The sequence below is a fragment of the Devosia sp. Root105 genome (genome assembly GCF_001424865.1).
Taxonomy (GTDB): domain Bacteria; phylum Pseudomonadota; class Alphaproteobacteria; order Rhizobiales; family Devosiaceae; genus Devosia_A.
In genome coordinates this window covers 895,007-915,049 of the sequence record NZ_LMCR01000012.1, presented here as the reverse complement: position 1 = coordinate 915,049, position 20,043 = coordinate 895,007, and the positions used below count along the sequence as shown (strand labels likewise).

Annotated in this window: 22 protein-coding genes; 12 read left to right on the top strand and 10 right to left on the bottom strand. The window is 65.2% G+C overall.

The window, feature by feature from the left end; genetic code table 11:
- Together ASC68_RS13085 and ASC68_RS13080 are read right to left on the bottom strand one after the other, a co-directional pair.
- On the bottom strand, positions 1-1,152 hold the full coding sequence (locus ASC68_RS13085) for an HlyD family secretion protein (RefSeq protein WP_055879638.1): 1,152 nt from the start codon (positions 1,150-1,152) through the stop codon (positions 1-3).
- A gap of 2 nt (positions 1,153-1,154) precedes the next feature.
- Positions 1,155-1,619: a MarR family transcriptional regulator gene (locus tag ASC68_RS13080; protein WP_162247929.1), complete on the bottom strand. Its 465-nt coding sequence runs from the start codon at positions 1,617-1,619 to the stop codon at positions 1,155-1,157.
- A 91-nt stretch (positions 1,620-1,710) separates the two neighbouring features.
- Between ASC68_RS13080 and dusA the strand changes: the two genes are divergently transcribed.
- Complete coding sequence (gene dusA, locus ASC68_RS13075) at positions 1,711-2,727, top strand: tRNA dihydrouridine(20/20a) synthase DusA (protein ID WP_156387329.1); 1,017 nt, start codon at positions 1,711-1,713, stop codon at positions 2,725-2,727.
- 157 nt (positions 2,728-2,884) lie between these two features.
- Here dusA and ASC68_RS13070 read toward each other — a convergent pair whose 3' ends face one another.
- Genes ASC68_RS13070 through ASC68_RS13060 form a run of 3 tightly spaced genes read right to left on the bottom strand, consistent with a single transcriptional unit; the run spans position 2,885 to position 5,044 of the window.
- Complete coding sequence (locus ASC68_RS13070) at positions 2,885-3,376, bottom strand: nucleoside deaminase (RefSeq protein ID WP_055879633.1); 492 nt, start codon at positions 3,374-3,376, stop codon at positions 2,885-2,887.
- 41 nt (positions 3,377-3,417) lie between these two features.
- Positions 3,418-4,104, bottom strand: coding sequence for a TIGR02281 family clan AA aspartic protease (locus ASC68_RS13065; RefSeq protein WP_055879630.1), 687 nt, complete (start codon positions 4,102-4,104; stop codon positions 3,418-3,420).
- Between the two features lie 52 nt (positions 4,105-4,156).
- Positions 4,157-5,044 carry a LysR family transcriptional regulator gene (locus tag ASC68_RS13060; protein WP_055879627.1) on the bottom strand — a complete coding sequence of 296 codons (888 nt, stop codon included), beginning with the start codon at positions 5,042-5,044 and terminating at the stop codon, positions 4,157-4,159.
- A 117-nt stretch (positions 5,045-5,161) separates the two neighbouring features.
- On the opposite strand from ASC68_RS13060, the gene ASC68_RS13055 reads away from it, so the two are divergent.
- A complete protein-coding gene (locus ASC68_RS13055; RefSeq protein WP_055879625.1) occupies positions 5,162-5,794 on the top strand; it encodes a glutathione binding-like protein in 633 nt (210 codons plus the stop codon).
- A 122-nt stretch (positions 5,795-5,916) separates the two neighbouring features.
- Here ASC68_RS13055 and ASC68_RS13050 read toward each other — a convergent pair whose 3' ends face one another.
- On the bottom strand, positions 5,917-6,771 hold the full coding sequence (locus ASC68_RS13050) for an adenosylcobinamide-GDP ribazoletransferase (protein ID WP_197421186.1): 855 nt from the start codon (positions 6,769-6,771) through the stop codon (positions 5,917-5,919).
- A 61-nt stretch (positions 6,772-6,832) separates the two neighbouring features.
- On the opposite strand from ASC68_RS13050, the gene ASC68_RS13045 reads away from it, so the two are divergent.
- The 3 genes from ASC68_RS13045 to ASC68_RS13035 all read left to right on the top strand — a co-directional run bounded on the left by ASC68_RS13045 (position 6,833) and on the right by ASC68_RS13035 (position 9,322).
- Positions 6,833-7,297, top strand: coding sequence for an SRPBCC family protein (locus ASC68_RS13045; RefSeq protein ID WP_055879621.1), 465 nt, complete (start codon positions 6,833-6,835; stop codon positions 7,295-7,297).
- Between the two features lie 123 nt (positions 7,298-7,420).
- Complete coding sequence (gene cobT, locus ASC68_RS13040) at positions 7,421-8,461, top strand: nicotinate-nucleotide--dimethylbenzimidazole phosphoribosyltransferase (protein ID WP_055879615.1); 1,041 nt, start codon at positions 7,421-7,423, stop codon at positions 8,459-8,461.
- Between the two features lie 78 nt (positions 8,462-8,539).
- Positions 8,540-9,322, top strand: coding sequence for an aminoglycoside adenylyltransferase domain-containing protein (locus tag ASC68_RS13035; RefSeq protein ID WP_055879613.1), 783 nt, complete (start codon positions 8,540-8,542; stop codon positions 9,320-9,322).
- A gap of 69 nt (positions 9,323-9,391) precedes the next feature.
- Here ASC68_RS13035 and ASC68_RS13030 read toward each other — a convergent pair whose 3' ends face one another.
- Positions 9,392-10,924: a HAMP domain-containing sensor histidine kinase gene (locus tag ASC68_RS13030; protein WP_082528124.1), complete on the bottom strand. Its 1,533-nt coding sequence runs from the start codon at positions 10,922-10,924 to the stop codon at positions 9,392-9,394.
- A 108-nt stretch (positions 10,925-11,032) separates the two neighbouring features.
- On the opposite strand from ASC68_RS13030, the gene ASC68_RS13025 reads away from it, so the two are divergent.
- The 3 genes from ASC68_RS13025 to ASC68_RS13015 all read left to right on the top strand — a co-directional run bounded on the left by ASC68_RS13025 (position 11,033) and on the right by ASC68_RS13015 (position 13,179).
- Positions 11,033-11,707, top strand: coding sequence for a thermonuclease family protein (locus tag ASC68_RS13025; RefSeq protein WP_082528123.1), 675 nt, complete (start codon positions 11,033-11,035; stop codon positions 11,705-11,707).
- Positions 11,708-11,816: 109 nt separating this feature from the next.
- Positions 11,817-12,296 carry an Lrp/AsnC family transcriptional regulator gene (locus ASC68_RS13020; protein WP_055879605.1) on the top strand — a complete coding sequence of 160 codons (480 nt, stop codon included), beginning with the start codon at positions 11,817-11,819 and terminating at the stop codon, positions 12,294-12,296.
- A 1-nt stretch (position 12,297) separates the two neighbouring features.
- Entirely contained in the window at positions 12,298-13,179 is an 882-nt protein-coding gene (locus tag ASC68_RS13015; RefSeq protein ID WP_055879602.1) for an acetylxylan esterase, read from the top strand.
- Here the strand turns inward: ASC68_RS13015 and ASC68_RS13010 are convergent.
- Positions 13,176-13,457 carry a helix-turn-helix domain-containing protein gene (locus ASC68_RS13010; RefSeq protein ID WP_156384565.1) on the bottom strand — a complete coding sequence of 94 codons (282 nt, stop codon included), beginning with the start codon at positions 13,455-13,457 and terminating at the stop codon, positions 13,176-13,178. The two genes, ASC68_RS13015 and ASC68_RS13010, sit on opposite strands and share 4 nt — an antisense overlap.
- Positions 13,458-14,005: 548 nt before the next feature.
- Here ASC68_RS13010 and ASC68_RS13005 point away from each other — a divergent pair.
- Positions 14,006-15,652 (top strand): GMC family oxidoreductase N-terminal domain-containing protein, encoded by a 1,647-nt coding sequence (locus ASC68_RS13005; protein WP_055879596.1) that lies wholly within the window; start codon positions 14,006-14,008, stop codon positions 15,650-15,652.
- Between the two features lie 72 nt (positions 15,653-15,724).
- Positions 15,725-16,492: a glucose 1-dehydrogenase gene (locus tag ASC68_RS13000; protein ID WP_055879593.1), complete on the top strand. Its 768-nt coding sequence runs from the start codon at positions 15,725-15,727 to the stop codon at positions 16,490-16,492.
- A gap of 176 nt (positions 16,493-16,668) precedes the next feature.
- Here the strand turns inward: ASC68_RS13000 and moaA are convergent, their stop codons facing one another.
- Together moaA and ASC68_RS12990 are read right to left on the bottom strand one after the other, a co-directional pair.
- The gene (gene moaA / locus ASC68_RS12995; protein ID WP_055879590.1) at positions 16,669-17,709 is read right to left on the bottom strand and encodes a GTP 3',8-cyclase MoaA; all 1,041 of its coding nucleotides are present in this window, start codon (positions 17,707-17,709) and stop codon (positions 16,669-16,671) included.
- Between the two features lie 91 nt (positions 17,710-17,800).
- Positions 17,801-18,397 (bottom strand): L,D-transpeptidase, encoded by a 597-nt coding sequence (locus tag ASC68_RS12990; protein ID WP_055879950.1) that lies wholly within the window; start codon positions 18,395-18,397, stop codon positions 17,801-17,803.
- 238 nt (positions 18,398-18,635) lie between these two features.
- Between ASC68_RS12990 and rpiA the strand changes: the two genes are divergently transcribed.
- Both rpiA and ASC68_RS12980 read left to right on the top strand, forming a co-directional pair.
- A complete protein-coding gene (gene rpiA / locus ASC68_RS12985) occupies positions 18,636-19,328 on the top strand; it encodes a ribose-5-phosphate isomerase RpiA (RefSeq protein ID WP_055879587.1) in 693 nt (230 codons plus the stop codon).
- A gap of 140 nt (positions 19,329-19,468) precedes the next feature.
- The gene (locus ASC68_RS12980; RefSeq protein ID WP_055879584.1) at positions 19,469-20,008 is read left to right on the top strand and encodes a DUF2059 domain-containing protein; all 540 of its coding nucleotides are present in this window, start codon (positions 19,469-19,471) and stop codon (positions 20,006-20,008) included.
- Positions 20,009-20,043: the final 35 nt, after the last annotated feature.

The window sequence follows — 20,043 nt, the reverse complement described above, 5'->3', positions numbered from 1 at the left end:
TTAGAGCGCCTTCTGGCTTTCGGCAGCCTCTGCCCCGGCGGGCTTGGTGTCGACGTTGACGGTGGCGCTCATGCCGGCCCGGAGCAGGTCGGTGCCCGTATCGCAGGCGATGTTGACCGGCACGCGCTGCGTGACCTTCACCCAGTTGCCGGTGGCGTTCTGCGCCGGGATCAGTGCGAACTCTGCGCCGGTCGCCGCACCGATCGAGGCGACCTGGCATTCGATCGCGAGACCCGGATAGGCGTCGACCTTCACCTCGGCCGGCATGCCCACGGCAAGCGTGGTCAGCTGCGTTTCCTTGAAGTTGGCCTCGACCCAGGTGTCGCCGGTTTCGACCAGCGTCGCGATGGTCGAGCCGGTATTGATGAACTGGCCGACATTAAGGCTCGCGACCTGGCTGACGATCCCATTCGCCGGCGCGAGCACCGTGCTCTTGTCGAGGTTGCGCTGGGCGTTGTCGCGCGCCGCGAGGGCCGCACGCACCGCCGGGTGGTCGTCGGTCTTGATGCTGGGGTCGCCGCCAAGCGCTGCCGTGGCATTGGCCACGTCCTGCTGCTCGAGCGCCACATTGCTTTGGGCCTGCTGCAGCGCCAGCCGTGAGTCATCGAGCGCCGACTCGGCCGAAATTCCTTGCTTCTGCAGGTTCGAAGCGCGGTCCCATTCCTTCTGCCGGATGGCGAGCGTGGCGTTGGCGGCGTCGAGTTTGGCGCTGGCGATCGAGTAGCCGACGCGCAACTGTTCGACATTCACCCGTGCCGTGGCGAGCGCCGCGTCGGCCTGGCTGAGCGCGATGCGATAGGGCTCGGGGTCGATGGCGAACAGCGCGTCGCCGGCCTTCACCGACTGGTTGTCCTTGACTGCCACCGAGACGATGCGGCCCGCCACGTCCGACGAGATCGATACCTTGGGCTGCTGCACATAGGCATTATCGGTTTCGACATAGCGCCCGCCGGTCAGCCAGAAATAGCCGCCACCCACCGCTAGCACCACCGGCACGGCCAGCATCAGCGCCAGCCGTCGACCGGAGCGCTTCTTCTTGGCCGGAGCTTCAGGCGCAGCCGGAGCCGCAGCCTCGGGCTTTGCAGCTTCAACGGCTGATGCGGTGACGGGCTTGGCTTCGCCGGGGGCAGGGGGCGTGACACGGGCGTTCATAATCAGACTTCCTCGAGATCGGCCGTCTGGCCGGAAAGGTTTTCGCGCATTTTCGAGAGCGCAGTAATCACAGTTTGCCGTTCCTCGGGGCTGACCCCCTCAAGCGCGGCCTCATACATCGCCAGCCCGACTTTCCGGGCGGTGGTGAAAATCTCCTCGCCCTCGGCGGTCAGCCGGGCGAGCTTGGCGCGGCTGTCGGTGGGGTCGGGATAGCGGTCGAGCAGGCCGCGCTTTTCCAGCCGGTCGAGCACGCCCGATACCGTCATCGGGTCGGTATCGGTCGCCGCGGCGAGCGCCACCTGGGTGATGCCCTCGTTGATCGCCACCTGCGCCAGCACCCGCCACTGCGGCAGCGTAATGCCGTGCACCCGCGCCTCTTCCTCGAAGCGCCGCTTCATCAGCCGGGCCACTTCATGGATCAGGTAGCCCATCGGGGCCTGGTGCTTGTACGTCTGGTTGGATTTCATAAGCGCACATATAATAAGCGCACATACGAAGTCAACGAACGGAACTATTAGAAACCAAGCTAAATCTGCATGGCTGGCATTTTTGCGCCGCATGCCCTATCTCCCGGCCATGGCACACGACGTCGCAACCGCCCGCCGCTTCTCGGTGGCCCCGATGATGGATTGGACTGACCGTCACTGTCGGGTCCTGCATCGGCTGCTCACCTCTGAGGCGCTGCTGTTCACCGAGATGGTGACCAGCGCGGCAGTGGTGCACGGCCCGCGCGAGCGGCTGCTGGGGTTCGACCAGGTCGAGCAGCCGGTAGCGCTGCAGCTCGGCGGCTCCGATCCAAAGGAGCTGGCCGAAGCCACCCGTATCGCCAGCGAGTTCGGCTATCGCGAGATCAACCTCAATGTCGGCTGCCCGTCCGATCGGGTGCAGTCGGGCCGTTTCGGTGCCTGCCTGATGGCCGAGCCGGAGCTCGTCGCCGAGTGCGTCCGCGCGATGCGCGATGCCACCGACCTGCCGGTAACGGTCAAATGCCGTATCGGCATCGACGACCAGGACACCGAGGAGAGCCTCGATCGCTTTGCTGACGTCATGGTGGCGGCCGGGGTCGATGCGCTCTATGTGCACGCCCGCAAGGCCTGGCTCAAGGGCCTCAGCCCCAAGGAAAACCGCGAGATCCCGCCGCTCGACTACCCGCGGGTCTATCGCCTCGCCCAGCGTCTCGGGCCGCTTCCAGTAATGATCAACGGCGGCATCAAGACCATCAAGGAAGCCGAAGCGCATATGGCGCACATGTCCGGCGTCATGCTCGGCCGCGTCGCCTACCATGAGCCGATGCTGCTGAGCCTGGTCGACGAGCGCTTCTTCGGCGCGCCGAAGAAATCGATCGAGCTGCGCGATGTGATGGTCGCGATGGCCGACTACGCCGAGCGCGAGATCGGCAAGGGGGCGCGGCTCAACAACATCACCCGCCACATGCTGGGCCTCGCCAACGCCCGCGCCGGCGCCCGCACCTTCCGTCAGATCTTGAGCGTCGACGCGGCGAAGCGCGGCGCTGGTCCGGAAGTGATCATGCGGGCGTTCGAGGCGCTCGAGCCGGAACTGCAGCTGGCGGGTTAGTGGCGATTGTCCCCGTGGGGCGACCCCTCATCCGGGCTTCGCCCACCTTCTCCCACAAGGGGAGAAGGCCATCCCACCGACATCGCAGTCGGGCCTTCTCCCTTGATGGGAGAAGGTGCCCGAAAGGGCGGATGAGGGTGGGGCCGCTCGCTCCGGCTCACCCCTTCTCCTTCCAGAAATCCGCTTGCAGCTGCGCCGCTTCTTCCGCCAGCAGCGGCCCGACGATCTCGGTCGGCCGCTGCCCGGCTTCGAACACGATGTGGCAGGGCAGATCCAGCGTCGGGTTTTCCTCGTGCGCACCAGTCTGCGCCTTCAGGTCGCGCTCGGTCTGGCCGAACACCACCCGGCCAATGCCGGCCCAATAGATGGCGCCCGAGCACATGGCGCAGGGCTCGGCCGAGGTGTAGAGCGTGCAGTCCTTCAGCTCTTCGAGGCTGAGGTTCTTGGCCGCCCACGAAGCCAGCAGCTTTTCGGCATGCGCGGTGCGGTCGCCACCTTCCGAACTGTAGCCGTTCCCCTGTTCACGCAGCACCTTGCCGGCTTTGTCCGCCAGGAGGGAGCCGAACGGATGGTCGCCGCCATCGCGCGAGCGTTTGGCGACGGCAAAGGATTGGCGCAGCAGGGTTTCGTCGTAGGGGCGTTGTGGCATCGAGGTCTCCGTGATCTCGGGAGACTATGCCCGAGCCCGGGTCAGTCGACCAGTTCGAGCGCGTTGCCGCTCACCGCATAGCGGCTGAGCGTGCCGAGGAAGGTCATGCCGAGCAGGCTCTGCTCCAATGCTCCCTGTTCGGCGATGAAGGCGCGCACATTGTTGCGCACGATCCCACCTACCTCGACCTGGTCGAGCGTCACCGCCGCCGCCTTGCCGGTGCCGTTGGCGGTGGAGACCGAGATATCGTAGCGCAGCGTCTCCGTGGCGTAGCCGGCCTTCTGCGCGTCATCATGCGTCAGCACCACGGCGCTCGCGCCGGTGTCGAAGATGGTCCGGATGTCCGAGCCGTTGATGGTGGCGTTGATCTGGAAGTGCCCGTCGCGACCGCCGCGGAAGGTGGCGCTGCCACGTTCGCCGTCGACCACCGCGATCCCCGGCATCAGCTCGCCGAACACGCGTGACGCCACCAGGGTCAGGTCGTCGCGATAGGTGTAGCCGACCAGCACCACGCCGAAGATACCGGCCCACAGCACCAGGTTGCCGAACAGCTCGGAAAACTTGTAGCGCCGCGAGAACAGCCCGCCGGCGATAAAGATCAGGATCACCACCAGCGGCAGCAACTGCCCGAGCTGGTTCTGCGTGAGGCCAACCATCGACCCGGCGTCGGCGCTGACCAGCAGGGCCAGGCCGATGGCGATGACGAGGGCGAAACCGATGAACAGCATGCAGATCCCTTAGCTGACGCACTCCACGATAATGGGGAGCCCCAGTCGCAATTCAAGCACAGCGCCGGCCGGAGAACAGTGAACTCTGCTCGACCAGCCCGTCGCCGACGATATCGAAGAAGGCCCTGACTCGCGCCGTCTTCCTGAGGTCAGCATGGGTGACGATCCACAGCTCGCGTGTCAACTCGATGACCGGCCCGGCGGCGGCGCGCATGAGGTCCGGCTCGATGTCGCCGAGGTAGCAGGGCAGCATCGCATAGCCGATTCCGGCCTTGGCGGCGGTGAACTGGTTGATCAGGCTGTTGGCGCGATAGACGATATGACGCGGCTCGATGTTCTCTCCCAGCCAGTCGGCGGCCGCGATTCCCGTCACCTCGGCGCCCCAGCCGATGAAGTTGCGCCCGGCAATATCGTCCAGCGGCCCGAGCGATGGCGCGCCATAAATGGCCCAGGCGATATCGGCGAGTTTACGCCCGAACAGGTCCGGCTCCTTGGGCCGCGTCACCCTGAGGGCAATGTCCGCCTCGCGCCGGCTGAGGCTCAGCACCCGGTTGTCGACCACGAGTTCGACCACGATCCCCGGATGCGCCACGCGGAACTGCGCCAGCTGCTCGGTCAACACGCTATAGGCCAGCGTTTCGGACGAGGTGACGCGCAGCGCCCCAACCAGCCGCTGGTCCCGGCCCCCGACCTCGCGGCTCAGGGCATCCGCCTCGGTCTCCACCCGCTCGGCGGTGGTGGCGACCCGCTCGCCCTCGGTCGTTGTCTGGTAGACGCCGCCCGGCAGCCGCTCGAACAGCCGCACCCCGAGCTTTTCCTCCAGCGTATTGAGTCGCCGGAAGGCGGTGGAATGGTTGACGCCGAGCGCCGTGGCGCCGCCGCCGAGGGTGCCGGCCCGCGCGATGGCGAGCACCAGCTTCAGGTCGTTCCAGTTTTCCATGCCATAGACATAGCACTTCCGGCGTTTGCAATCATGCAAATGCTGATGGCGAAATCACCATTCGCCTTTCGTTGGTGCGGCGGCTAGCTCTTCGGCATCACAACCGGAGAGACTGAAATGCAGCTCTATTACCACCCCTATGGATGCTCGCTCGCCCCGGCAATTGCCGCCGCCGAAGCCGGGATTGCGCTGGACCTCGTCTATGTCGACATCATCGGCGAACCGCACACCCTGGCCGATGGCCTGCTCTATACCGAGATCAACGCCCGCAATTATGTGCCGCTGCTCGGGCTCGACGACGGCACCGAGGTCAGCGAGGCCGGGATCATCCTGCAATATCTCGCCGACCTGAATCCGGCGGCCGGGCTGGCGCCCGCACAAGGCACGAGCGAGCGGCGTGAACTCAACCAGTGGCTGACCTTCCTCGGCACCGAACTGCACAAGACCTACTCGCCGTGGTTGTTCCACCCCGAGGTCGGGGAACTGGCGCAGGACTATGCCCGCAAGCGCGTCGCCGCCCGCTACGCCATTGTCGAGCAGCAGCTCAGCGGCAAGACCTGGCTCTTGGGTGAGAGTTTCACCGTCGCCGACGCTTACCTGTTCGTGATGGTCAACTGGGCCGCGGCGGCGAAGACGCCGCTGAGCGACTTCCCCAACATCCGCGCCTGGTTCGAGCGGATGAAGGCTCGCCCGCAGGTTCGCGCCGCGCTGAAGATGCATTCGGCCAGCCCGGCTGCGCAGGCCGCGTAACGCCGCCTCGCACGGAGACTTCGCTCCCCTCCCCCTCGAGGGGGAGGGGTCGGGGGTGGGGGTGGTCCTGTGATCACAGATGGACCCCCACCCCCCACCCCTCCCCTCAAGGGGGAGGGGAGCTAGACGAACACCAGCAGCACGGTCAGCACGGCGACCTCGATCAGCGCCTGCAGCGCCCCGATCAGGTCGCCGGTCTGTCCGCCGATCAGTTTGCGGCAGACCCACACCCACGCCGCCGCGACGCCTGCCGCCGCGGCGAGCGACAGGATCACCGCGACGACGCTGGTGAACGGTGCGGCGAGGACGAATGCCAGCAGCACCGCAAATCCCATGCCCCCGAAGAACGCTTTCCGCGACACCCGTCCGACTGAGGCCGACGCCCCACCCTCGCGGGCATTGGGCAGCGCGACGCTTACCCACAACGACGCCGAGCGCCCGACCACACTCGAAGCCAGCCAGATCGCACCGGCGGCCAGCGGATTGTACGCCGCTACCGCGCCGATCGCCGTCACCCGCAGCAGCAGGTAGAGCCCGATCGCTGCCACTCCATAAGTGCCGTGCCGGCTGTCCTTCATGATCTCGAGCCGCCGCTCGATCGTCGCGCCGCCGATCAGCCCGTCGGCGCTGTCGGCCAACGCGTCGTCCGCCATTGCGCCGGTGGCCACCAGCATCGCGGCGACCCCCAGCGTCGCTGCGAAATAGCTCGGCACCCCGAGCCAGGCGGCAATCATCATCAGCAAGGCCGGCAGGAACCCGATGGCGACGCTGGTGAAGCTGAGCCCCACCGCGATGCGGTTGAGGTTCGGTTTCTCGAACGGGCTGTCGCCGGTCGGCAGCCGCGAGAAGAACCTGAGCCCCATGATCAGGTCATCCGCCAGGCGCCAGCCATAGGCTTCGGGCTGCGGCGGCTGAGGCTCCGCGCCCGGGCGATGGTTGTCCTGCCGCGGGGGCGTCCGAGGCGCGTCGTCGCTCACTTGCAGTTCCCTTGCCATGGGTCGATGCTCGCTTGTCCTTCAGCCGAGGGGGCAATGCAAGGTGAGTGTCACTGAGTTCGAACTGGTGTCGCATTGGCGGATTGCTGCGCCGCTGGATCGAGTCTGGCCCGAGATTGTCGATGTCGATGCCTGGCCCTCGTGGTGGCGCGCCGTCCGCAAGGTGGAGCGGCTCCGCGATGGCGATGCCGGTGGTGTCGGGGCGCTCCGCCGTCTGACCTGGGCGACGGCGCTGCCCTACAGCATCACCTTCGATGTCCTTTCGACCCGTATCGAGCCGATGCATCTGATCGAGGGCCGGGCCAGCGGCGAGCTCAGCGGCGTGGGCCTCTGGACCCTGCTTGCCGACGGAGCCGGAACGGCAGTGCGCTACGATTGGCGCGTCGACCTGGGCAAGCCCTGGATGCGAACCCTGGCGCCGGTGCTGCGTCCGGTCTTTACCTGGAACCACAACGTCCTGATGGGCTGGGGCGAGGCCGATCTCAAGGCCCGGCTGGGCATCGGCTGAGCTCCGGGTCAGTATTGCGGATCCCCGGGATCAGCCTTGCTGATCCCCGGGTCAGTTCTTGCTGATCCCTGGGGCAGTATTGCTGATCCCGATCGCGCTGGACTCTTGGGGCCGGACTCGCCCATGAGTGGCGTCCCCGAGCCGGAGCCGAAATTGCCGTCCCCCTTCGCCGATATCATTGACCTCCTGCACATCGCACCCTCGGGTGATGAAAGCGCGGTCGCCGCCATCCGCCAGCGTGATCGCCAGCTTACCAAGCCGCCCGGCTCGCTCGGCGAACTCGAGCAACTGGTCGAGTTCCTCGGCCGCTGGCAGGGTAAGTCGAAGCCCACCCTGGACAACCCGATGGTCGCGATCTTCGCCGCCAATCACGGCGTCACCGACCAGGGCGTCTCCGCCTTTCCGCGCGAAGTGACGGCGCAGATGGTCGCCAACTTCACCGCCGGCGGCGCTGCCATCAGCCAGATCTGCGCGCTGCATGAGCTGAACCTGCGCGTCTTCGAGCTGGCGCTGGAACTGCCCACCGGCGACATCACCCGTACCGCCGCAATGGACGATCGCATGTGCGCCGCCACCGTCGCCTATGGCATGGAAGCGGTAGCCGGTAAGCCCGATCTGCTTGCCATTGGCGAGATGGGCATTGGCAACACCACCGTTGCCGCCGCCATCTACGCTGCGCTGTTCGGCGGCACCGGTGCCGATTGGGTCGGCCGCGGCACCGGCGTCGACGATGCCGGCCTCGCCCGCAAGGCCGATGCCGTCGATCGCGCCCTGGCGCTGCACCGTGACGCGCTGACCGATCCGCTCGCCATCCTCGCCCGGCTCGGCGGCCGCGAGATTGCCGCCATGCTCGGCGCTATCATCTCCACCCGCCAGCAGAAGATCCCGGTGATCGTCGATGGCTTCGTCGCCACCGCCGCAGCCGCCATCGCGCAGGCGGTGAACCCGGAGGCGATCGAGCACTGTATCTTCGGGCACCTGTCGGGCGAGCACGCCCACGCCCGTGCACTCGAGGCGATGGGCAAGCGCCCGTTGCTCAACCTCGGCATGCGGCTGGGGGAGGGGAGCGGCGCAGCGCTGGCCGCCGTGCTTGCTAAGACCGCGCTCCACCTCCACAACAACATGGCCACTTTCGGCAGCGCCGGGGTCAGCGACAAGAACTGACCCGAGGTCAGCGACAAGAACTGACCCGGGGTCAGCGACAAGAACTGACCCGGGGTCAGCGACAAGGAGAGCTGGGCGATGATCGTGGCCGGTGCGGAGGCAACCATTGACCTCGCTACTGGCCATTTCGTCAGCCTGCTGCAGCGCAACACCGCCGACCTGATCACCGGCCTCCATCTCATCGGCTCCATCGCCGACGGCGACTTCCGTCCGGCCATGAGCGACCTTGATTTCGTTGCCGTGCTGTCGCGCCCGCTGACCGACGAGGATGCCGAGGCGCTGGTGCTGGTTCACCGCAGCTACCGCACCGATCCGACCCTGCCGAACCTTGACGGCATCTGGCTCACCGAAGCCGAGCTCGGCGCCGGCCCCGACGCCATTGACGATGGCCCGACCTCGCAGCAGGGCGATTTCGTCATCGCGGCCCGGGGCAACCGCAACCCGGTCACCTGGCACGCGCTGCCTGGTGCGGTGACCCTGGTCGGCGAACTTGATCGCTCGGCCCTGTGGCAGGATCGCGCGCACCTGGTGAGCTGGGTCCGCGACAATGCGGCCACCTACTGGCGCCGCTGGCTGGCGCGGGCTTCCGGGATCTCGCCCGCCATGCTCGGCCGCGCCGCCCCGATGTGGGGCGTGCTCGGCATCAGCCGGCTGGCCTACACTGGGGTCACCGGCGAGATCGCTTCGAAGTCCGCCGCCGGCGAATGGGCGCTGACAGCGTTCGAGCCGCGCTGGCGCCCGATCATCGAGGAAGCATTGGCTTATCGCCGCGGCCAGCCGTCGAACTACGGCAATCCGTTCGCCAGGCGCAGAGATACGCTGGCCTTCGTCGAGATGGCGATCGGCGAGACCGTGGCCTGACGAAGCTGCATGCTCGATGCCTCATCTCCCCCGCAAGGAGGGAGATGAGGCCGGTACCTGCAGCCACCCTCAGCTCGCTTCGGAGTAGATCCGCAACCGCGGCTTCTTTTCCACCACCGGCGCCAACGCGTCCATGACACGGGCCCGCGGGAATGTCGCGATCACTTCGGTGCCGAAGCGGAGTTTTGAGAACAGGTCGAACCGGCCCTGGTGCAATTCCATGATCTTCTGCACGATGGGCAGGCCGAGGCCCGCCCCCTGTTCCGCCGTCTTCTGCGCCAGCGAACCCTGGCCGAACGAGCTCAGCACCGTCTCGATCTCGCTCTCCGGGATGCCCGGGCCGTTGTCGCGCACGCTGATCAATTGGCCGCCATCGCCCGAACGCGTCACCATCAGGTGCACCTTGCCCGATTGGGGGGTGAACTTGATGGCATTGGAGAGCAGGTTCAATACCACCTGGCGGATCGCCCGCTCATCGCCCCACAGCTTGGGCAGGTTGTGTGCATAGCTGACACTGAGTTCGATGCCCTTGCCCTTGGCGCGGATCTCGACCATACGCCGGCAATCTTCGGCGATGTCGATCAGCGACACCGCTTCCTCGTTGAGGTCGTACTTGCCCGCCTCGATGCGGCTCAGATCCAGCAACTCGTTGATCAGGTTGAGCAGGTGCTGGCCCGAGGAGTGAATGTCCCCGGCATATTCCTTGTATTGCGGCACGTTGTGCGCCCCGAGCAGCTCGGACTGCAGCACCTCCGAAAAGCCGATGATGGCGTTGAGCGGCGTGCGCAGCTCGTGGCTCATCGTGGCGAGGAACTGCGACTTGGCGATGTTCGCCTGCTCGGCATGCCGCCGGGCTTCATCGCTCATCTCGCGCGCTTCCTCGAGTTCGTTGATCAGCGCGTCCTTCTCCGACTGGTGCTCGATGGTCTCGAGCTCCGAGGCGTAGAGCTGCTTGGCGAGGTAGACAAAGAACATCTCGCCGCCCACCACCACCGCCGCCAGCGCCCAATTGAGCGTTCCTCCCGCCAGCAGCAAGGTGATGGTCACGGTGGCCGCTGCGGGGAGGGTGCTCATCAGCGTTGCACCGGGCAGGGTGCGTGTCGCCACCGCATTGGCGGCGATGCCAACCAGCGCGATTGCAAACATCGCCACCAGCAGCGCCATCCGATCTTCAGCCACCAGGGTGAACAGCGCCAGCAGCGCCCACGCGATGCCGTTGACCAGCTCTGCCGCGATGAACGTCGTGGTCCAGCGGCCGGCATTGAACTTGGCGGGGTCCTCGGTCTTCAGCCGCCGGCACAGCCAGATCACTGCGAGATTGGCGACGATCACCAGCGCTGCCCATCCGGCCGCCGCCAATGGCGGAACCCACAGGCTCGAGAACAGCGCGAGAATGAGAACCAGCGCCGGTACTGCGAGGAGCCCGCCGAGCCGCGAGCTGGCATATTCGTCGAGCAGTTCGAAATCGAAGGAAGCGCGGGTGCCGGAACTGGAGGTGAGGCGCTGTCGCGCGTCGAACACCGCCCGCTGCGAGTTGCGACGAAGCTCGCGGCCCATCTGGGCGCGCACGTCCTGATCGTGCATCGCGGGCTTCAACGACATTTACGCAGTACTCGACTAAACACTACGAACAGGAAACGCGTTCGTTACGCTTGTGCAAAAACCCTTAGCCTCGCATGGTTAAGTTAGGGTGAAGGGCGGGGGCTCGGGATGGGAAAAGCCCGTGGCGAGAAGCAGTTGCAGCCGACCCTCCACCGGGCCATGCCCGCCTGGGCGAACGGCCGCCGCAACCCGCTGCCTCGCCGTCGCAGGTTTCGTTGGCGCAGCTGGCTGGTCATTCTCGCCGGGCTGGGGATCGTCGCCTATCTGCTGCTCGCTGATGCTCCATTCACGCTCGATGGCCCGCTGCTGACCGGTCAGGTCGAGCGGGTGAGCGACGGCGACACCATCGACATCAGCGGGCAGCGCATTCGGCTGCCAGGGATCGATGCGCCGGAATGGAACCAGACCTGCCGGACGGCCGATGGCGGCTCGTGGGATTGCGGCAAGGCCGCGGCCACCCGCATGCGGGAATTGACCCGTAACCGCACGCTGTCCTGCCGACCGGAGGGCCACGATCGCTACCGCCGGCTGCTGGCCGTCTGCCGCGCCGGCAAGGTGGATATCGCCGAGACCATGGTCACGGACGGACTTGCAACTGCAACGGACCGCTACGCGGGGGCCGAGAGCCAGGCGAGGCGGGCCAGGCGCGGGCTGTGGCAGGGGCAATTCGATACCCCGGCGGATTGGCGTCGGCGCGAGGCCGAGGGTGGTGCCGGCGAGGCCGGGAATCCCAGCCGCTTCGAGCGCTTTTTGGCCTGGCTTTGGGGGCTTCTACCCAGTTGACAGGCGCAAGATATTTGCGTTGTATGGCCACCTTATCCGACCATCTTTGCGTCGTGGCGCTGATTTTCTCACAGTCACGCAATCTGATTTCTAGGGGGCTGCCATAGCTTTGGACAAGATCGACCGCAAGATTCTGGCGCTCCTGCAGAAGGACGCGACGACTCCGGTTGCCGAAATCGGCCGCAAGGTTGGGCTGTCGACGACGCCGTGCTGGCGCCGCATCCAGAAGATGGAAGAGGACGGGATCATCAAGGGCCGCGTCGCGGTGCTGGACCCCACCAAGATCAATGCCGGCGTCACGGTGTTCGTGTCGATCCGCACCAACGAGCACAATGATGCGTGGATGCGGAAGTTCGCTGCTGTGGTGGAGGATTTCACCGAGGTGGTCGAGTTCTATCGGATGAGCGGCGAGGTGGACTACCTGCTGCGTGTCGTCGTTCCCGATATCGCGGCCTATGACTCGTTCTACAAGAAGCTGATTTCGAAGATCAATCTGACCGACGTCAGCTCGTCCTTCGCCATGGGCCAGATCAAGTACACCACGGCATTGCCGCTTGAGTTCGCCATCGTCTCCGACGACGACAAGTAACATGGCCATTACCCGTGAGAGGCTGCGCCAGCTCGTCGGGCTGGTGGAACCGGCTGTGTCGCTCAGCGCTGCCCGCATCGAAGAGCGCAACGGCTACGAGGTCGAACACCTGACCTTGCTGCTCGGCGACACCGAGGTACGTGGCATTCTGACCCGGCCGTTGCATGCTGAGGGCAGGCTGCCCGCGATCCTCTACGGGCACTCGCATGGCGGACGCTATGATATCGGCGCCGATGAGCTGCTCGATGGCCGCGAATATCTGCTCGATCCGCTCGGTCCGGTCTTCGCCCGTGCAGGCTATGTGACCCTCTCGATCGACATGCCGGTGTTCGGCAAGCGTTCCACCATCACCGAGAGCGCGGCGGCCAAGGCGCTGCTCTGGTACGGCAAGGGCCTGTTCGGGCAGATGCTCTGCGACCACTCGGCGGCGCTGACCTACCTCGCCTCGCGCCCGGATGTCGATCCTGCCCGCATCGGCGCCTTCGGCATCTCGATGGGCTGCACGTTGAGCTACTGGCTCGCCGCGATGGACGAGCGCATCAAGGCTGTCACCCACCTCTGTTGCTTTGCCGACCTCCGCAAGATGATCGAGCTCGGCAACCATGATGGTCACGGCGTTTACCTGATCGTACCGGGGCTGCTGAACGAGGCGGATGCCGGCGCCATCGGCGCACTGGTGGCGCCACGCCCGCAACTCATCTGCATCGGCGAGGCCGACTCCCTGACCCCGCCGGCCGCTGTGGCGCTGGCGTGGGAAGAAACCAGCGCCGCCTACGCGAACACGCCCGGCCGGCTGCAGCTGGTGTCGGAGCCGGGTGTGAAGCACCAGGAGACGCCGCGCATGCGCGAAGCCGCGCTGAGGTTCTTCGCCGAGAACCTTTAGCTGCGCCCGGCGATCCCCAGACTGCCATCGGAGTGGGTGACGAAGCGGACGCCATGACGGGTGAATGCTTGGCGGATCGCCGCGACATTCTCGTCGCGCACGGCTCGGTGCCCGGGCATCTCGACCCGGCGAACCGTGGAGAACGACACCCCGGACTCCTCGGCAAGTTCGAGCGCCGTCCAACCCAGATAGGCGCGCGCGGCGCGGATCTGAGCGTGTGACAGGGTATCTGTCGGAGTTTCAATCAGCCCCGGCTGCATGTGCGAATGCTGGTTCACGGGCGGGATCCCTCCCACCACAGATTCGTCCGGTCCTTCGCCTCGCAGTCGCTATGCCCAGTAATGCCTGGTCGCGTATTTATTATTGTCATTTCCCCCACATCAGAACGCTGGTTTGTTGCCCCCCAACGCCTGAAGTCACGCTATCGCCTTCATCACGCACCCTATGCGGCGAAATTGGATCGGGACAGTACCGGCCACAATCACATTTTGCCGATGAGCAAAAATCGCTCAGTCGATGCAGTGTGTTGATCAAAAAAGAACAAAAACTGCTCTGGATATATAGTTGCAGTAACTGGACACAATCGGCAGTCCAGTCCGTCGCAACAGAAAATGTAACTTGAGCCCGACTGTCAATGATCAATTGACGACAGGCCCGCCGGGCGTGGCGGTTTCCGTGTATCGGCGTGACGGGCGCCAGGAGCAGGTGCGAAAAGTTCGGCGGCTAGACCGTTCGACATTTCCCGCGCGCCGTCTATTGTGCTCTGCCAGCAAGGACGAAAACGTCCGTCTGGCGCCGGTCGGCGCAGTCCTGGAGGGGGCGAGAGATGCGGGAGGAATTCGATCACATCGTGATCGGAGGGGGAGCGTCGGGCTGCGTTGCGGCGGCCCGGCTGGTGACCGATGGTGGGCGCCGCGTGCTGCTGCTCGAGGCGGGCCACTCGCACCACCACCCGCTCCTCGACATGCCGCCTGGCATCTTCAAGCTGATCAACGGCTCGAAATACATGACCTATCACCACACGGTGCCGCAGCAGCACCTGAATGGTCGCGTCCACGATATCCCGCAGGGCAATGTGCTCGGCGGCGGCACCTCGGTAAACGCCCAGGTCTATATGCGCGGCCGGCCATCGGACTATGACGAGTGGGACCAGATCCTGCGCGGCAGCAACGATGGCGCGGCCTGGGATTGGGCCACCGTGCTGCAGCACTTCCGCCGCATCGAAGGCAACAACCGGCTCAGCAATGATTTCCACGGCAACGATGGTCCGCTGCTCGTCTCCGATCCCGGCCATGTCGACGATGTGTCGCGCTGGTTCGTGCAGAGCGTGCAGCAGAAGGGCGAACCCTTCACCAATGATTTCAACGGTGTGACTCAGCGCGGGGTCGGCTTCTACCAGTTCATGAACAGGAAGGGGAAACGCTCCAGCGCCGCCTACGCCTATATCGAGCCGCTGAGAGACGATCCCCGCCTGACCGTGCGGCTCCGCGCCGCTGTGCAGAAAATCAACATCGAGAACGGCCGTGCCGTCAGCGTCACCTATCGCGATGGCAGAGGGGCCGAGCATACCGTCCATTCGTCCGGCGATATCGTGCTCAGTTCCGGCGCCTTGGTGACGCCCAAGCTGTTGATGCTCTCGGGCCTCGGTCCCGCCGAACAGCTCGACAGCCACGGCATCAAGACGCTGGTCGATCTGCCCGGCGTCGGGCGCAACCTGATCGACCACCCGGAGGTCCCGGTGATCTCTGTGGCCAACGGCCCTTACGGCTACTTCAGGCAGGGCGTCGGCTGGCGCATGCTGAAGAACGGCCTCAACTTCAAGCTGTTCGGCAACGGCCCGATCCTCTCCGCCGGCTTCGAGGCAGGCGCCTTCATCAACCCCGTCGACCGCGACGCACCGCCGTCCATCCAGGCCTTCTGCGTGCCCATTGTCTATCTCGACCGCGACCTGCTCAAGGTGTTCGACGACTCCTATGGAGTCACCATCACCACGGTGCTGGTGAAGCCCAAGTCGCGCGGCTATGTCGAACTCCGCTCCGCTAACCCGGCCGATATGCCGCTGGTTTCGCCACACCTGCTGCAACACCCCGACGATATGCGGATGATGGTCGAGGGCCAGCGCTTCTTCCGCGACGTGCTGCTGTCGGGCGCACTTGGCAAGCGTATCGAGAAGGTCATCGCGCCACCCGGTCCCGATCTCAGCGACGAAGTGATGGCCGAACATTGCCGACGCTTCGTCAAGACCAATTACCACCCGGCCAGCACTGCGAAGATGGGCGCCGACGGCGATCCGATGGCGGTGCTCGACGCGCGCCTGCGCGTCCGCGGCGTCGACAACCTCAGGGTCTCCGATATGTCGGCGGTGCCCAACATCAATGCCGGCAATACGACGGCGCCCGCCATGATGCTGGGCGACCGCTGTGCCGATTTCATCCTCGGCCTCGATCGGCCGCCGCACGCCGCAACGCACTGAAGTCTTGGTTGTCGCGTGGTCGAGCTGGAAAAGTCTGCAACTTTTCCTGACCACGCCTTGGAGGGAAGTACGATGATTTTCGATCTGTTTCGTCTGGACGGCAAAGTCGCGCTGGTCACCGGCGCCACCCGTGGCATCGGCCTCGGCATCGTCGAAGCGCTGAGCGATGCCGGCGCCCACGTCATTCTCTCGTCCAGGGTGCCCAAGCCCGATGTGGTGCAGCGCTTCAAGGACCTGGGCCGCCAGGTGGACTACCTGCAGGGCGACGTGCAGGACCCGGCAGTGCCGGCGCAACTGGTGGCCGAGGCCGTAAAGCTTGGCGGCGGCAGGCTCGATATCCTCGTCAACAATGCCGGCGTTGCCCAGCACGGCGACACCCACAGCTTCCCCGAAGAGCAGTACCGCCGACTGATGGATATCAACGTCGACAGTGTCTTCCGCGCCTGCCAGGCCGCCCTCGGCCCGATGCGGGCCCAGAAGAGCGGCGTGATGCTGAACATCGGCTCGATCTCCGGCCTCATCTCCAACATCCCGCAGCCGCAGGCCGCCTACAATGCGTCAAAGGCCGCGGTGCACATGCTGACCAAGAGTCTCGCCTCCGACTATGCTGATGACGGTATCCGCGTGAACGCCATCGCCCCCGGCTACATTACCACCGACATGACCAATGGCGGCCTCGCCGACCCGGTTTGGGGCCCGGTGTGGCGTGACATGACGCCGATGAAGCGCCCGGGCTCGGCCATCGATATCGGCGCCGCGGCGCTCTACCTCTGCTCGCCGGCGTCCGGTTACGTGACCGGCGAAGTGCTGGTGGTGGATGGCGGGTACACGGTTCGCTAGCTGGGCTGACGGAAACAGACGGCCCCCTCCCATCCTCCCCCATGAAGGGGGAGGTGCCGCATCCAGTGCTGGGCACGATTGAGGACAGAGCCTCAACTCTTCACCTCCCCCTTCATGGGGGAGGCCGGGAGGGGGCCGTCTCTATCAGTAAGGCACTACTCCCCGCAGGCGAGGCGCTACCCCCCCGTGACACTCATGTGCCGGCTCAAGGCCGGCGCCGTGTGGTCGCGATCCAGCACGAAATCGTGCCCCTTGGGCTTCAGCAGCATCGCCCGATCCAGCGCCGTGTCCAACGCTTCCGGGCCGCCCTCGCGGATCGCCGCGCGCAGGTCGACCATGTCGTCCTGTCCCAGGCACATATAGAGCTGACCGGTTGCGGTCAGCCGGACCCGGTTGCAGCTCTCGCAGAAATTGTGGCTCATCGGCGTGATGAAGCCGACCAGCCCGTTGGTCTCGGCCACATAATCGTAGCGCGCCGGCCCGCCGGTGCGGTGACCGGTGGGCTCCAGCGTATACTTGGCCTGCAGCCGCTCGCGCATTTCCTTGAGCGGCAGGTAGGTGTCGACCCGGTCGATGCCGACCTCGCCCAGCGGCATGCCTTCGATCAGCGTCAGCCCGAAACCGCGGCCATGCGCCCAGTGCAGCATCGGCTCGATCTCGTCTTCATTGACGCCGCGCATCGCCACCATGTTGATCTTGATCTTGAGCCCGGCATCATCAGCCGCGTCGATCCCATCGAGCACATCGGCGATCCGACCGCGACGGGTGATCTCGGCGAAGCGCTGCTCGTCGAGCGTGTCGAGCGATACGTTGAGCCGCTTCACTCCGGCGCGCGCCAGGCCCTCGGCATGACGGCGCAGCTGGCTGCCGTTGGTGGTGAGCGTCAGTTCCTCGAGCCCGTGCCCGATATGGGTGCCGATCTTCTCCACCAGTTCCATGATGTCGCGTCGCACCAGCGGTTCGCCGCCGGTCAGCCGCACCTTCCTCACCCCGCGGGCGACGAAGGCGTTCACGATGGTGTCGATCTCCTCGAAGCTCAGCACGTCCTTTTTGGGCAGGAACGTCATGTGCTCCGACATGCAGTAGACGCAGCGGAAGTCGCAGCGGTCGGTCACCGATACCCTGAGGTAGGTGATCCGCCGGCCATAGCGGTCGACGAGCGGGCGCTCCGCACCGGTCGGAGCGAGGTTCGGCTGTTCGAGAAGCGTCAGGGACATTCCCCTTTTTACCGCACGTTTGCCCGGACAGCAAAACAAGAAAGGGCCGGCTCCGTGGAGCCAGCCCTTCCGAATTCGCAGTGCTCTGCCGTTACTGGTGAACGACCACCAGGGCGCCGACCTTCACACGCTCGTAGAGATCGGTGACATCTTCGTTGGTGAGCCGGATGCAGCCCGAAGATACGGCCTGGCCGATGGTCCAAGGCTCCGACGTGCCGTGGATACGGTAGAGCGTCGAGCCGATGTAGAGCGCACGAGCGCCGAGCGGATTGTCCGGGCCACCCGGCATATAGGCCGGCAGGTCGGGAACACGCTTGCGCATCTGCGCCGGCGGCGTCCAGCCCGGCCACTCGGCGGTGCGGGTAATGCGGTGCTGGCCCGACCAGCGGAAGCCGTCACGGCCGACGCCGATGCCATACTTCATCGCCTTGCCGTCCTGGAGCACAAGGTAGAGCCGGCGCTCGGACGTCTCAACGACGATCGTGCCCGGCTTGAACTTGCTGTCGTAGTCGACGATCTGCTTGGCGATTGCACTGCCGCGCCTGGAGCCGGCCTTGACCGCGCCAGCTTCCGACCAGGTGTCGGTGGCGGGATCGTAGACACGCCTCGCTGCCGTGGCCGGAGCGGCTAGTGACAGCGACAGGATCGCCGACAAAAGAGCGGCGACCACAATCTTGGTCTTGGAGATTTTCTTCAAACTGCGCCTCTTGACGTAATCGACCCTGATTCTGAGCCAGTTCCGGATGGTTGATAAACTGTTCCTAACAGGCAGTGAACGGGCCATGCCACGATTCGGACAAACTCAGAACACCACAGCCACAATGTGTTGCCTCGATGTGACATTTCCATTCACCTCTGCGTGAAAAGGCTAGGTTGACAGGCCTTCGCGCCTCTCCTAGGTCCGGCCGGAAGGGGAGGACTGCTTGATGAGCGATGACCAGAAGTACCGCGCCGCCGAGGCGGCAATGGCCGAAGTCACGAGCGGCATGCGATTGGGCCTGGGCACCGGTTCAACGGCCAAACACTTCGTCGATATCGTCGGCCGTGCCGTGCAGAACGGGCTGGATGTGATCTGCATCCCGACCTCTGAAGTCACTGCGGCTCAGGCAAAGGGCCTCGGCATCCCGCTCACCGACCTCGAAAAGACGCCCGAACTCGATCTCACGGTCGATGGTGCCGATGAACTCGGCCCCGGCTTGGCGCTGATCAAGGGGGGCGGCGGCGCCCTGCTGCGCGAAAAGATCGTCGCTGCGGCCTCCAAGCGGATGATCGTCATTGCCGACCAGAGTAAGCGGGTCGACATGCTCGGCCGATACCCCTTGCCGATCGAGGTCAATCACTTTGGTCTCGGCGCCACCGCGGCCGCCCTTGGCGCCGTGATGGCCGATTTCAATGCCGAGGGTGACCTGCGTCGCCGCCTGAAGCCCGATGGAACGCCCTTCGTCACCGACGGCGGACACGCCATCCTCGACGCTTTTTTTGGCCGTATTCCTCAGCCAGAAGCACTGGCGAAAGCCTTGGCCGACATTCCGGGCGTGGTCGAGCATGGCCTGTTCATCGGGCTCTGCAAGCGGGCCTACGTGGCTGGTTCCGCGGGTGTCGACGTTCTGGACGGCTGATTGCCGCTCGGATAGAGGCTAAGAGAGCTTCCGGGAAAAGTGCAGACTTTTCCGGTTCGGAAGCGCGACAAACAACGACTTGGGGATGTCGGCGTTTCACGGAAACGGCGATCAGCTCCAGCAGGGGAAACAAGAACCAGATGGGCACCAAGCTGATGACGTCCACCTTCAAACGCGCGCCGATGCTTGTCGCCGCATTGCTGTCTCTGATCCTGTCGAGCTTCGCGGCGCTGCCCGCCCTGGGGCAGGGAGCCTCGGAAATCTCGCCCGAGCACCTCGCCCTGGCGCGCAAGTACGTCGATCTGACCGACACCGGCGGCCTCTACGAAGCCACCATCGTGCAGGCAGGCATCAACACCTATAAGCAGCTGCTGCCGCAGAACCCGGAGATCGCCGAGCCGCTGAACTCGGCGATCGAAAAGGTGATCGCGACCTACAAGGGCCGCAAGGGCGAGCTGTTCGACCAGTTCGCGCGGGTCTATGCGCTCTCCTTCACCCAGGAAGAGCTGCAGCAGATCGTCGATTTCTATTCGACTCCGACCGGCATCAAGCTGGCCAAGTCGAACTCGGCGATGAGCGGCACCATCAACCGGATCATGGACGTCTACTCGGGCAACCTGAACACCGAATTCTTCACGGCCGTTCGCGCCGAACTGAAGGCCAAGGGTATCGACAGCTGAGCTTAGGCACCCTATCTGATTGAAGGCCCCGCCAT

Coding starts and splice junctions, on each gene's coding strand:
- rpiA (WP_055879587.1), top strand. CDS start 18,636: ATGAGCGATGACCAGAAGTACCGCGCCGCCGAGGCGGCAATGGCCGAA.
- ASC68_RS13060 (WP_055879627.1), bottom strand. CDS start 5,044: ATGGAAAACTGGAACGACCTGAAGCTGGTGCTCGCCATCGCGCGGGCC.
- ASC68_RS13035 (WP_055879613.1), top strand. CDS start 8,540: ATGATCGTGGCCGGTGCGGAGGCAACCATTGACCTCGCTACTGGCCAT.
- ASC68_RS13030 (WP_082528124.1), bottom strand. CDS start 10,924: ATGTCGTTGAAGCCCGCGATGCACGATCAGGACGTGCGCGCCCAGATG.
- ASC68_RS13085 (WP_055879638.1), bottom strand. CDS start 1,152: ATGAACGCCCGTGTCACGCCCCCTGCCCCCGGCGAAGCCAAGCCCGTC.
- ASC68_RS13080 (WP_162247929.1), bottom strand. CDS start 1,619: ATGAAATCCAACCAGACGTACAAGCACCAGGCCCCGATGGGCTACCTG.
- ASC68_RS12980 (WP_055879584.1), top strand. CDS start 19,469: ATGGGCACCAAGCTGATGACGTCCACCTTCAAACGCGCGCCGATGCTT.
- ASC68_RS13025 (WP_082528123.1), top strand. CDS start 11,033: ATGGGAAAAGCCCGTGGCGAGAAGCAGTTGCAGCCGACCCTCCACCGG.
- dusA (WP_156387329.1), top strand. CDS start 1,711: ATGCCCTATCTCCCGGCCATGGCACACGACGTCGCAACCGCCCGCCGC.
- ASC68_RS13000 (WP_055879593.1), top strand. CDS start 15,725: ATGATTTTCGATCTGTTTCGTCTGGACGGCAAAGTCGCGCTGGTCACC.
- ASC68_RS13015 (WP_055879602.1), top strand. CDS start 12,298: ATGGCCATTACCCGTGAGAGGCTGCGCCAGCTCGTCGGGCTGGTGGAA.
- ASC68_RS13065 (WP_055879630.1), bottom strand. CDS start 4,104: ATGCTGTTCATCGGTTTCGCCCTCGTCATCGCCATCGGCCTGGCCCTG.
- cobT (WP_055879615.1), top strand. CDS start 7,421: ATGAGTGGCGTCCCCGAGCCGGAGCCGAAATTGCCGTCCCCCTTCGCC.
- ASC68_RS13055 (WP_055879625.1), top strand. CDS start 5,162: ATGCAGCTCTATTACCACCCCTATGGATGCTCGCTCGCCCCGGCAATT.
- ASC68_RS13070 (WP_055879633.1), bottom strand. CDS start 3,376: ATGCCACAACGCCCCTACGACGAAACCCTGCTGCGCCAATCCTTTGCC.
- moaA (WP_055879590.1), bottom strand. CDS start 17,709: ATGTCCCTGACGCTTCTCGAACAGCCGAACCTCGCTCCGACCGGTGCG.
- ASC68_RS13005 (WP_055879596.1), top strand. CDS start 14,006: ATGCGGGAGGAATTCGATCACATCGTGATCGGAGGGGGAGCGTCGGGC.